Origin of the sequence: Peribacillus sp. NPDC097197 (genome assembly GCF_050278025.1) — a bacterium.
In the GTDB taxonomy this organism is placed as follows: Bacteria; Bacillota; Bacilli; order Bacillales; family DSM-1321; genus Peribacillus.
Map to the genome: position 1 here is coordinate 148,632 of NZ_JBNNST010000010.1, position 12,481 is coordinate 161,112.

Here is a 12,481-nt window from a genome sequence, read left to right on the forward strand (position 1 = left end):
GATAAACTGAACGTTCGGTCTATAATTAAACTATCGTAATTTCCTATAATTGTCAATGATGTTTTGTTATTCAAAAAAGCCAGTGTGCATTAAATGGATGCGCACTGGCTTAGTTATATGGATCAAATCAAAAACATCGCTACGATCGTCGTCACGAATAAACCGATGCATACCGGAAGCAAGTTTCGGCGGGCGAGTTCAAAGGGACTGACGTTACAAATGGCCGCCGCTGGGATAAGTGCCCATGGAATCAAGGTACCGCCACCGACCCAGATTGCCGTGATTTGGCCGAGGGCAGTCAACGTCGCAGTACCGCTTCCAATCGCCGTCCCGAATAGATTTGCGACCGAACCGGCCAGGGAAATACCTGAAAACCCGGAACCATCCAAGCCGGTAATCGCACCGATGCCTGTCAGTGTGACGGCAGCTATCTCTTTCGTCAATGGAACCGAGGCGGCGAGTGCTGCACCCAAATCGTTGACGATGCCGAGAGAGGCTTTCGGTAAGTAGTCCCCGATGATTTTAGTGAAGCCGGAATCGCCTAAATAGAAGAAAGCGGCAATCGGGATGACCGGACCGAAAACCTTGAAGCCAAATTGGAACCCTTGAATCAAGTAGCTCGTTGATTTTTCAAGGCCAGGATGGCCATGGGCCACGAGAGATAAGATCAGCAAGATAAAAACGGCGGTTCCGCCAACCAATGCTGTTGCTTCGCCGCCTTGTAATTTCAGAAGCCAAAGAGCGACGACATCCAGTAAAAAGGCCAATGGGATGAATATCGCAAAAAACCTCTTCTGTCCCATCGTAAGTAACTCTTCATTCATCCCATCCTGGTCTTCGTCGATTGCTTCTTGTACGGTAGGCTGAATGCGACCAAGCCGCATATCCCGCTTCAAGAAGATGAACGCAGAAACCGTAGTCACGACGCCCATTGTGATGACGAGCGGGATGCTGGCTGAAATGACGTCACCGACCGGAATCGAAGCCGCATCAGCCGTGAGTTTTGGTGCCGCTTGAATGACGAAATCACCCGAAAGCGCAATGCCGTGGCCAAATAAATTCATCGCCATCGCTACGCCTAGTGCAGGCAATCCGGCCCGCAATGCGACCGGTAGCAGCACGGCACCAAGCAAAGCGACGGCAGGAGATGGCCAGAAAAACCAGGAGATGCCCATCATGACGATTCCAATCACCCAAAAAGCGAGTGTGGGGTTTTTAATGAATCTAGCAAAAGGTGCAATCATGACATCATTGATACCTGATCTCGTTAAGACTGTACTCATGGCAACAATGATGGAAATGATTAAAATGGTCGACATTAACTCGGTAATGGCGAAAGCGAAACTATTGAATACGCCACTGATGGAGGAAGCCAAACTGCCTGTAGAGACGAGCGCCAAAATGAAGATGCCAACGATGCAAATGAGGGTGGTATCCCGACGCTTTACCATAAACCCGATGATCAACACGATGAATAAAACATAAATCCAATGGAGAGCCGTCAATCCCATCCCATAATCCATCTCCCTCAAAATCTTCCTGATACAGATTATGAAGGGGAGCCCAAATGGTGAGTTGTTTTAAAAAAAGTCATAAATCGGACTTGTTGGAAAGCTGTCCAAGCAATTGTTGAAAAAAAGACAAGAATGAGAACATTCAAATGAAAGAAAGTTAGAAACACATGATAAAATAAATGGAGGGTGTTAATAATTGTACCTAGAGGTGAATATAAAGAGTAAGTGCATAGAAAAAAGGCAGAAAGCTTAATTCAAAGCGTTCTCCCCTTCTTTAGAGTTAAAAATTATAATATTGGCGTAGTAAATAAGCTAGGTACTTACAATGTGGATGAGCGTGAAGGTTCTCGAGCAATCCTTTTATGATGGCCGGTCCATAAGTTTGTTCAATCAGTTGCTCCTTGAGCAGGAGTAAGGATTCTTTTTCAATGGACTCTTCGATTTCCTCAATCTTATTATCCATAAGATCGAGTAGCTGTTCCTTTGTCATTTCTTCGCACATGACAGGACTGATTATTTCCGTCAATTCTTGTGAAATAAAAGGAATGGTTGAATGCCTTGCCAGTATATTCGTTTTTTCCACAAGAGATTGCGAGAGTCGGACTAAATCCAACGGTATATTATAGAATAAAAATAAAACAGCATACTGTTGTAAGAATCCTTTTATACAATAGGTTAAATCATATTTTGTTTGAATGATATCGTCCCCATATAGTCGTTCAACCAATGAGAGGATACTCGTTTCATTGATTCTTTCATAGTGTTGAATTCGTGTTATGAGTTCTTCATTTAATGATTGTGCTTGTTCTTTAAAAATAATCTTAGCGAAGTCTGTATGGTTCAGATAAGATTTAAATGAGGTATAGAAAAATTCATATAAAAGGTCTTCATTTGCTGTGTTTTTGACTACGTGGTCAATATCTGAGACGAGCTGTATCATAAAATAATCGACCAGCGCTATAATCAATTCATCTTTGGATTTAAAAGATAAATAAAAGGCACCCTTTGAAATGCCACAGTGATCGGTGATTTGCTGTACGGAGGTAGCGTTAAACCCTTGTTTTGCAAAGAGTTCGATGGCCGTTTCCATTATGAGTTCCTTTTTAATCATTCCATTCGCTCCTAGGTCATATTGTTGACAAATGACTAATTAGTCATTAGTATAAGTAAATATGTTTGATAAGTCAATTAAGGGTAGGTGTAAAGGTGAGAGGTTTAGTCAATTTTGTTCTAAGGAATAAACTAGCAGTGTGGCTCCTTACAATTATTATTACGGTATCTGGTATTTATTCGGGTACGCAAATGAAAACGGAGACAATCCCGGATATTACAATTCCCTATTTAACGGTGATGGGTGTATATCCTGGTGCTACTCCAGAGAAAGTGATGGATGAGGTCTCGATACCATTAGAGGAAGCGGTTGAAGGGCTTGAGGACGTGAAAGCCGTTTATTCCAATTCGTATTCCAATATGTCCAATATTCAAGTGGAATATGAATATGGGATCGATATGGATGAGGCGAAGCGTGCTCTTGAATCGGCAATTGACGGAGTAAAGTTACCGGAGAAAGCGGAAGAGCCGACGATTACAGCCATCAGCTTAAACATGATGCCTGTTATGGCATTGAGTGTAAGCAGTACAAAAGAGGATATTGTTGAATTAACGTCAACCGTGGAAGATAGTTTACTTCCAAAAATCGAGAAAATCGACGGGGTTGCTTCGGCCACTACCACTGGCCAGCATATAGAAGAAGTTGAATTAACGTATGACGAAGCAAAGATGGCTAAACTGGACCTTACGGAAGATAAGGTAAAGGAAATGATTCAGGCAAGTGATTTAGCTGTATCATTAGGCCTTTACGAATTCGAAGAAGGGGAACAGGCCGTTTCAGTAGACGGTAAGTTCATGACAGCTAAAGAATTGAAGGGAATGCTTATTCCTGTAACACCATCAGCTAGCAATCCAGCACCTTTTGTGAAACTTAGCGATATTGCTAAAGTTGAGCTAGTTGGGAAAGAAGAATCCGTATCACGTACGAACGGTGAAAATGCGATTGCCATTCAAATTGTCAAAGGGCAGGAAGCAAACACAGTTGACGTGGTTAACGATGTGAAAGATCTAATTAAAGAAGAAGAGAAAAAGATTGATGGCCTTGTTGTCGATGTCAGTCTTGACCAAGGGGAACCAATTGAGGAATCCGTATCGACGATGATAGAAAAAGCGCTATTCGGCGGTTTAATTGCGATATTAATCATCCTTTTATTCCTAAGGGACATTAAATCGACCATCATTTCGATCATTTCGATTCCTGTTTCGATCTTTATGGCCTTCCTAATCTTAAATGGCTTGGGAATCACATTAAATATCATGACATTGGGTGCGATTACGGTTGCCATCGGACGGGTAATCGATGACTCGATCGTTGTTGTTGAAAATATTTACCGACGCATGCATTTGAAAGATGAAAAATTAACAGGTCGTGCATTGGTGCGAGAAGCGACAATCGAAATGTTCAAGCCAATCATGTCATCAACATTAGTAACGGTTGCGGTATTCGCTCCGCTTATCTTCGTTGGCGGTATGGTAGGCGAACTGTTCACACCATTTGCATTAACCATGACATTTGCCCTTTTGGCTTCGTTAGTCGTTGCCATAACGATTGTACCGGCATTATCTCACTTCTTATTTAAGAAAAAATTATATGGTGAGAAGACCGAGAGTAATCATAAAGAGCTTGGCAAATTAGCTAAGGGATACAAACGTGTTCTTAGATGGACATTGAATCATAAAGTGATCACTTCCATCATATCTGTGGTTCTATTAGCCGGCAGTTTGGCCTTAACGCCATTAATCGGTTTTAGTTTCTTAGGTAGCGAAGAAGAAAAAGTGATGTACTTAACCTACACACCAGAACCAGGGGAGCTTAAAGAAGAAACATTAGCGAACCTTGAAGTGGTGGAAAAGAAGTTACTGAAACGTGACGAGATTGATATTGTTCAGTTATCCGTAACAGAGGATGGCGACTCCATGGCCGCAATGATGGGCGGGGGCGGAAGCGGTGCCCTCATGTACCTGATCTTTGACCCAGACATGAAAAACTTCCCGGAAGTACGGGAAGAGATTGAAGAATATGTCTTCAATATTGGTCAATCAGGCGAATGGAAGAGCCAGAACTTCTCGTCTATGTCTGTGGCGAGTGATGAAGTCAGCTACACGTTCTACAGTGAAGATTTAGGTAAATTAAATGACGCTGTAAAAACAGTAGAAGGCGTTATGAAGAAAAATGACGGCTTAAAGGACGTTTCTTCTAGTACAGAGGATGCCTATGTGGAATATACATTCAAAGTAGAACAAGATGAATTATTGAAGTATGGATTAACTACAGCTCAAATCATTGGGATGTTAAGCCCTTCTACCCAAGAAGAAGTATTAACAACCATTGAAAAAGACGGTGAGTCAGTAGAAGTCATCGTTCAGCAAGATCAAGACGAACAGCCAAAATCAATTGATGATATGTTAGATAAAAAAGTACCAACCGCAACAGGTACGACGATGAAACTTTCTGAATTGGTCACGGTTAAAGAAGGAACCACGTTGAATACATTGGCTCGTAGTAAAGGTGAATACTACGCCACTGTTTCAGGAACCATCACCGATAAAGATATTTCAAAGGCTACTTCTGAAATAGATGAAGACATTGATAAATTAGACTTACCAAAAGGCGTGACAATCGGTGTAGCCGGTGTAGCAGCGGATATGTCAGAAACATTTACCCAACTTGGTTTAGCCATGATTGCAGCAATCGCAATCGTGTACTTCATCCTTGTTGTCACATTCCGTGAGGGTGTCGCACCATTTGCTATCCTGTTCTCCTTACCGTTTACGGTCATTGGTTCGTTTGTTGGTTTATTAATCGCTGGTGAAACGATCTCGGTATCAGTCATGATGGGACTTCTCATGTTAATTGGTATCGTTGTAACAAATGCCATCGTACTTGTAGACCGGATCATTCATATGGAACGTGATGGCATGAATATGCGTGAAGCCATTCTAGAAGCTGGCGCAACACGACTCCGTCCAATCCTGATGACGGCCATTGCAACCATCGGAGCATTAATGCCATTAGCATTCGGCTCAGGCGGCGGCGGTTTAATATCAAAAGGTCTTGGTATTACCGTAATTGGTGGATTAGCAAGTTCAACATTATTAACATTGCTTATCGTTCCAATCGTTTACGAAGTATTATCAAAACTATTCAAGAAAAAACGTAATGAAATAGACGAAAACTAAAAGAGAGCCCTGCAGGATGAAAATCATCTTGTGGGGTTTTTTTGCGGCTTTCCAGGAGATATTTTCGATGCTGACCTCAATGAAAGTATTGTTACAGTCCCTTTTCTAGAAGAAGAGTTGGTAACGGCTAATCATAATGCTAAGGAAATGGTCCGCGCTCAGAAAACGGATGGCTTCAAATAAAAGCTTATCATTTAATATTAATCGTTATTGGGCAAGCCATAAATAGTCATCTCCTTCAGATTCATAGTAACCTTTTTTTACTATACCGAAATACTCTTACATTTACAGAATTATTTCCACGCCACTTGTTATATTAATAGGGGTCATTCTCATAGAGGCCGTCATCCCTTTGAATGGTTTTAAAACCATATCCCACCGAATCAGTGAGGAATTTCAAAATAAAAAGCATTAGTTTCTTTATTTTCAACTATACATCGAGTATTCTTAATGGGAGATAACCACTAGGATAAAAGAGGGATAATTCGTGAAGCACCTATACAGTGAAATACTACAATTTAGGGGTACGCATTATGACTTTGGATTCATGCAGGGGGAGAAGTTAAAGGATTCCCTCACTGTTAAAAATCGTGAAGATCAGTGGAAAGTAAGACAGCCACGTTTTACGGTTGAAGAGGAAGAGGTCAAAAAGGCGATTACTTCATTCGCACCTGGCGTATGGGAAGAAATACTCGGGTTCCAAGAAGCATTAAAATGGCCCATCGAACGTGTTCTTCAGGAGTTCGGCGGCTATAGATTGGATTATGTTCGATCAGGTTGTTCGATCATGACCGGCGATTCGTATTTGGTGCGTAATTATGATTACCATCCGAAAACCTATGAGGGACGTTATGTGCTATTCCAGCCGACGGACCAGGGATATGCGAGCATCGGTCCGAGCCAACGCGGGACTGGACGGATGGATGGGATGAACGAAAAAGGGCTATCGATGGGATATAATTTCATGAATCGGAAAAATCCTGGCGATGGATTCATTTGCTGCATGATTGGCCGATTGATATTGGAGTCTTGTGCAAATGTCGAGGAAGCCGTTGCGATGCTGAAGGAAATTCCGCATCGACATTCATTCACATACGTCGTTCATGATGGAAGTGGGAAGAGTTTTATAATAGAAACGTCCCCAAGAAATGTGGAGGTCCGGACAGCGACTGCCTGCACCAATCATTTTGAGATCCTGAAGCATGAAAACCGTCATCATCTTGTGGATTCGAAACGGAGATTGGATACTATCCATCAACAACAGGATAGCATCTCGGATACATATGAAGCATTTCGTTTGTTTAACGACACCAATCAGGGTGTTTTTTCCGATTTGTATAGCAGCTGGGCAGGGACGATCCATACGTCGGTTTATTTGCCGCGTGAAATGAAAGCATGGATTGCACTGGGCGGCAATCAAGAGCCTACGGTTCTGGACTTTGCAAAATGGCTTGCAGGAGAAGATATTGAAAAAGAAAGAATCATGGGTGTGATTGATACCACCATCCCATTTGTACATATGGATGAAGGGGCGAATTGGTTCCGTGAGTAAGAGTGGATAATGGAGGCTCGATCTTTGGATTGGGCTTCTTTATTTATTCGTGTCTGCAAAATTGCGTGTATTTTTACATGATGAGGGATAATATGGAGGGATGATGATATCATTTATTCTTAGATTAACGGAACAAACATAGTATGAACCAATGCTGTGTAAAGGGACAGTTGTATAATAGAGTGGATGGTAAAGTGGATACATATAAAATGTAACAGAAGATTCTACCAAATGGGGAATAGAGGGAGATAATTCATGGAAACAAAAAGAGTATTACCGGTTCTTTTCTTAGTGATGTTTTTAGTCATGGTTGGGTTTGGAATCATCATTCCCGTCATGCCTTTCCTGGCTGAAAAAGTGGGAGGCAGCCCGACGGAGCTTGGTCTTTTGATGGCTGTCTATTCGTTCATGCAATTGATATTCGCACCAATGTGGGGCCGCGTGTCTGACAGGATTGGCCGGAAGCCGGTCATGATGATCGGGATTGCAGGCTTGGCTGTTTCGTTTTTTATCATGGCATCGGCGGATTCTTTGCTCGTGCTATTCATCGCCAGGATTATCGGGGGTGCCTTATCATCAGCGAATATGCCAACTGCCATGGCATACGTAGCAGATATTACGACACCCGAAGAACGGGGAAAAGGGATGGGAATCATTGGGGCCGCTACAGGACTTGGCTTCATATTCGGTCCGGCCATTGGTGGGATATTCTCGGAGACGAGTTTGAATATGCCGTTTTACATCGCCGGCATTTCATCCATCATTACCCTGATCTTAGTCATGATATTACTGAAAGAATCGCTTACTGAAGAAAAAAGATCCCATCGGACGGAAGAAAAGGTGTCCATGTGGAAATCCTTTAAAGGTCCGATGAGCGTCCTGTTTATTCTGCAATTGATCATTACCCTTTCCATGGCAGGCTTAGAGACGACGTTTGCTTATTTTGCAGCCCAAAAGGCTGATATAAGTCTTGTTCAATTAGGTTATATCTTTATGATCATGGGATTCGGTAGTGCGATTGTTCAAGGTGGATTAATCGGACCGATGACCAAGAAGTTCGGGGAAGGAAACGTCATTCGAATCGGAATTGTCGTATCGGCGATTGGATTTGTGCTCATCTTGTTCTCCACTAATTTCTGGACATCGGCGATTTTCCTGACGATTTTCGGATTGGGGAACGGTGTCATCCGCCCTGCCATCTCGGCACTGGTCACTAAAAGTTCAACATCCGGCCATGGTGGGGTCACGGGCTTACTTTCTTCCTTTGATTCATTCGGAAGGATTGCGGGCCCTCCTATAGGTGGTTGGTTATTCTCCATCTACATCGGTTTACCTTTTATATCCGGTGCGATCCTATCGCTGTTTGCATTGGTCCTTTATCAAGTGTTCCATGCAAGGAAACGATCAGTGGAAACAAGCAGCTAATCAAGAACATAAATAAGAAAAAACGAGTTAGGAAATTCCTACTCGTTTTTATTTTTGGCTGATGACTTTGATCTTGGAGAGCACCCAATCGTATTCCCCGCTTGAAATTACGCTATCGCAATATTCGCATTGTCCGGATGCGTTGATACTGACATTCGCTCCACAGTTTGGACATTGCGTCACATCATATTTCTCTTTTTGAGTCTCGGTCAATACTGTTTCCTTACGGATCAGTGTCCAGATATAAGACATGTGAATATCCCGGTCAGGATTGCCTTTGAGGACTTTCTTGGTGTGATCATCGATTACGTAATCATTCATCCGGGCTTTGATATATACATCGAGTTCGTCATTGGATCCGTCATTTTCATAGCGAACGATTTTTGATTCAAGGATGGCGATATTTTCAACCACATTCGTTTTATGCTGGTCAATATAGGACTGTAATTGCCGGTTATGCATATTGAATAATGAATCGGTTTCAAACGGTCTGATGCTGTTCCACTGTTTCTCCATCCAAGCTTGCTGTAATTGGAGAAACATATTATTGATTTTCGATAAAAACACTTCATCATGAAACAGAGGATCTTTCGATTTCAATCCTGCAAGATTAGCGTCTATAGGCCGGTAGGCAGGCTCTGGGCTTTTTACGGTATTCCTATTGGATGTGGTGGTTCTTCGTTGTTTTTGTTGGCTGCTTTTGCCGAATTTTTTATAGGCGAAGAAAGCGATGATCAAAATGACTCCCAATACGGGATATTTTTTTAGAAAGTAAAACAAAAACCATAAGTCGATGCCTTCCCCTGAAGCCGTGGAAGTATTGACGAATTCGTCTTCCGGTTCCTCATTATGCGATACACCATTCCCCACATCGGCTAGTGTGACATCGACGGGAAAGATGAGGAGGGAGGTGAAACAGAGAAGCAGTGTGATGATCCATTGAATGTTCCATTTATTCATCATCCTAATTTATTCCCGCATTCTGCACAGAATTTAGAATTCGGCGTATTGGGATGGCCACATTCCGTACAAAAGGTGGCAACAGCCTTTCGTTCTACTTTCGTCCCGCAATTGCCACAGAATTTGGCGCCTTTTTGATTGTCATGATTACACTCAGGACACTTTTCGGTTTGTTCAGACGGTGCCGTTTTCTCCGTGTGAAATGGTTCATTGTTCTGGTTGCCGCCTTGAAGAGATTGGGAAATGAGTTGCCCAAAACCGAGGCCGGCACCAAGTCCCATCCCGGCTTGCATCATATCACCGGCAGAGCCTTCCTTTTCAGAAACATTCTCTAAGGCATCAAGCTTTCTGACATCTTTGTAGTTGTTCATGCCACCCATCATGTTAATGCGCGTTCTTTCTTTCAAGAACTTCGTTAAATCTTCCGGCAAGGAAATGTTGGTGACGGTAAAGGAAACGATTTCAAGTCCCATATCCGTGAATTCGTTTTCCAGTTCCTGTTTCATCGCATCGTTCATCACTCGATAGTTCTGGGATAACTCAGTGATCGTCACTCCTTGTTTGGCAACGACATTGGAAAATTCGCTTAAGACATATTCCTTCAATTGCCCTTTTAGTTCATTCAACTTATAGATCTTGTTTGTGGAACTGACGGTATGAATGAACATCTTGGGGTCTTCAATCCGAAAACCAAAGGTTCCGAAAGCCTTGACTTCCACTTGTTCAAACTTTGGATCATTAATCCAAATCGGGTTGGATGTCCCCCATTTCTGATCGATGAATTTTTTGGTGTTTACAAAGTACACATCGGCTTTGAACGGGGATTTAAATCCGAAAGCCCAGCCTTTAATGTCTGCTAAGATAGGCAGGTTCTTCGTCTCAAGCTTATACATTCCTTCGCTAAATACATCAGCCACTTTTCCTTCCTCAACGAAAACGGCGTTTTGGCCTGGGCGTACGGTCAACTGTGCCCCATTTTGAATCTCGTTATCTTTCATGGGGAACTTATAGACCAAGGTATCGTTGGTGGCGTCTTCCCATTCGATAATATCAAGAAATTGTTTACCCATAAAATCCTTAAAACCCATAGTGTCATCCTCATTTCAACATGTAGTACGTCCCGATCGCATTTCTATATATATTCATATATTGATAATATTTCCCATTACATTTTATAATAAATGGTAAATGGTGTAAATGATTAAGGGGAATCTATGAGTCTACCTGTTGGTTTATTCAATATTCAAGATATCCTTTTATAATGAAGGTTTTGGAGGGATTCGTGAACGAAACCACGAACTGTTTAGATAATGTAAAGAACAAATTCCACCTATAAAGTTGACAAGCTAGGAACAGGACATTTACTAAAGCACTAGATAAAAAACACGAGGTGAAGGGGACTTATCATGAAAATTACTCCATCTGCAAAAGTAGGGAATTTCGAAACGGGAATCTTTTCGGAGCTGGCGAACCGTAAACAAAAGGCGTTGAGGGAAGGCAAGGATGTTATTGATTTGAGTGTCGGAAGTCCGGATATGCCTCCGCCGGACTTTGTAAGAGATACACTTGTAAAGTATGCAAAAGATCCAACTGCATACGGGTATACGTTGAAGGGAATACCGGAATTCCATGATGCTGTTTGTTCTTTTTATGAACAGCGTTACGGGGTGCATCTTGAGCCGGATACGGAAGTATTGCAGCTGATGGGATCGCAGGATGGACTTGCCCATTTGGCGACTGCGATGATTGACCCGGGCGATTATGTGTTGGTGCCCGATCCGGGCTATCCGATATATGAAGCAAGTGTGAATCTTGCAGGTGGCGTGATCTATCCGATGCCGCTTACGCAAGAGAATCATTTTCTGCCCCAGCTGAGTGATATTCCGGCAGATATCTTGGCCAAGACGAAGCTGATGATCCTTAGTTATCCAGGAAATCCAGTCACGGCCCTTGCGGATGAAATCTTTTTTGCCGAGGTCGTCTCCTTTGCAAACAGGAACGACATTCTGGTCGTACATGACTTTGCCTATTCAGAACTGATTTTCGATGATCATCCTCAGATCAGCTTCCTATCCATCCCGGGTGCAAAGGAGGTTGGGATCGAGTTCAATTCGCTTTCAAAAACGTTCAATATGGCCGGCTGCCGTATTGGGTATGCAGTCGGAAATCAAGAGGTACTGAACATCTTAGGGACTTTGAAGTCCCATATCGATTATGGGGTCTTTTACCCGATTCAAAAGGCGGCCGAGATGGCACTTACCTCCAACCTTTCCTTGTTGTCCGATCAGGTGAACGTATATGAAGCCCGTCGTGACGCCTTGGTATCGGGTCTCGCAAAATCCGGTTGGCACGTGCCGAAAACTGCTGCGACAATGTTCATTTGGGCCCGCATTCCGGCTGGATGGAAGTCACGCGACTTTGCCTATAAACTGATTGAAAAGGCGGGTGTAACCGTGGTCCCAGGAGATGCTTTTGGAAAACAGGGTGAAGGATATGTTCGAATGGCCCTTGTCCAGCCGGTTGAGAGATTGACAGAAGCGGCCGAACGGATAGGGGCGTTTTTGATAGACTATCAAATAGTGGCGCAGGATTAGATGGAAGATCCTAAGCCTAATGTCATTTGTTATTTCGGATTAGGTATTTCCAGGGGCTGTCTAATAAGTCCCTAAAATAAAACAGGTGGAGAAAAACGAGTTGTTTTTCTCCACCTGTTTTTCTATTTCTATAATAATTTACTGAA

9 protein-coding genes are annotated in these 12,481 nt (G+C 42.7%); 5 read left to right on the top strand and 4 right to left on the bottom strand.

Annotated features, from left to right (window positions below):
• Window positions 1-122: 122 nt before the first annotated feature.
• Complete coding sequence (locus ACQKL6_RS14705) at window positions 123-1,523, bottom strand: hypothetical protein (protein ID WP_427651375.1); 1,401 nt, start codon at window positions 1,521-1,523, stop codon at window positions 123-125.
• A 271-nt stretch (window positions 1,524-1,794) separates the two neighbouring features.
• On the bottom strand, window positions 1,795-2,625 hold the full coding sequence (locus ACQKL6_RS14710; RefSeq protein WP_427651376.1) for a TetR/AcrR family transcriptional regulator: 831 nt from the start codon (window positions 2,623-2,625) through the stop codon (window positions 1,795-1,797).
• 95 nt (window positions 2,626-2,720) lie between these two features.
• On the opposite strand from ACQKL6_RS14710, the gene ACQKL6_RS14715 reads away from it, so the two are divergent.
• The 4 genes from ACQKL6_RS14715 to ACQKL6_RS14730 all read left to right on the top strand — a co-directional run bounded on the left by ACQKL6_RS14715 (window position 2,721) and on the right by ACQKL6_RS14730 (window position 8,781).
• A complete protein-coding gene (locus ACQKL6_RS14715; RefSeq protein ID WP_427651377.1) occupies window positions 2,721-5,804 on the top strand; it encodes an efflux RND transporter permease subunit in 3,084 nt (1,027 codons plus the stop codon).
• 30 nt (window positions 5,805-5,834) lie between these two features.
• The gene (locus ACQKL6_RS14720; RefSeq protein WP_427651378.1) at window positions 5,835-5,987 is read left to right on the top strand and encodes a hypothetical protein; all 153 of its coding nucleotides are present in this window, start codon (window positions 5,835-5,837) and stop codon (window positions 5,985-5,987) included.
• A 304-nt stretch (window positions 5,988-6,291) separates the two neighbouring features.
• A complete protein-coding gene (locus ACQKL6_RS14725; protein ID WP_427651379.1) occupies window positions 6,292-7,356 on the top strand; it encodes a C45 family autoproteolytic acyltransferase/hydolase in 1,065 nt (354 codons plus the stop codon).
• 255 nt (window positions 7,357-7,611) lie between these two features.
• A complete protein-coding gene (locus tag ACQKL6_RS14730; RefSeq protein WP_427651380.1) occupies window positions 7,612-8,781 on the top strand; it encodes an MFS transporter in 1,170 nt (389 codons plus the stop codon).
• A 48-nt stretch (window positions 8,782-8,829) separates the two neighbouring features.
• On the opposite strand, the gene ACQKL6_RS14735 is transcribed toward ACQKL6_RS14730, so the two are convergent.
• Together ACQKL6_RS14735 and ACQKL6_RS14740 are read right to left on the bottom strand one after the other, a co-directional pair.
• A complete protein-coding gene (locus ACQKL6_RS14735) occupies window positions 8,830-9,744 on the bottom strand; it encodes a TIM44-like domain-containing protein (protein WP_427651381.1) in 915 nt (304 codons plus the stop codon).
• Window positions 9,741-10,811, bottom strand: coding sequence for an SPFH domain-containing protein (locus ACQKL6_RS14740; RefSeq protein WP_427651382.1), 1,071 nt, complete (start codon window positions 10,809-10,811; stop codon window positions 9,741-9,743). The genes ACQKL6_RS14735 and ACQKL6_RS14740 overlap by 4 nt, the downstream gene beginning before the upstream one ends.
• A 336-nt stretch (window positions 10,812-11,147) precedes the next feature.
• Here ACQKL6_RS14740 and ACQKL6_RS14745 point away from each other — a divergent pair, with 336 nt between their 5' ends.
• Window positions 11,148-12,335, top strand: coding sequence for an LL-diaminopimelate aminotransferase (locus ACQKL6_RS14745; protein ID WP_427651383.1), 1,188 nt, complete (start codon window positions 11,148-11,150; stop codon window positions 12,333-12,335).
• Window positions 12,336-12,481: the final 146 nt, after the last annotated feature.

Coding starts and splice junctions, on each gene's coding strand:
- ACQKL6_RS14735 (WP_427651381.1), bottom strand. CDS start 9,744: ATGATGAATAAATGGAACATTCAATGGATCATCACACTGCTTCTCTGT.
- ACQKL6_RS14705 (WP_427651375.1), bottom strand. CDS start 1,523: ATGGATTATGGGATGGGATTGACGGCTCTCCATTGGATTTATGTTTTA.
- ACQKL6_RS14710 (WP_427651376.1), bottom strand. CDS start 2,625: ATGATTAAAAAGGAACTCATAATGGAAACGGCCATCGAACTCTTTGCA.
- ACQKL6_RS14745 (WP_427651383.1), top strand. CDS start 11,148: ATGAAAATTACTCCATCTGCAAAAGTAGGGAATTTCGAAACGGGAATC.
- ACQKL6_RS14730 (WP_427651380.1), top strand. CDS start 7,612: ATGGAAACAAAAAGAGTATTACCGGTTCTTTTCTTAGTGATGTTTTTA.
- ACQKL6_RS14740 (WP_427651382.1), bottom strand. CDS start 10,811: ATGGGTAAACAATTTCTTGATATTATCGAATGGGAAGACGCCACCAAC.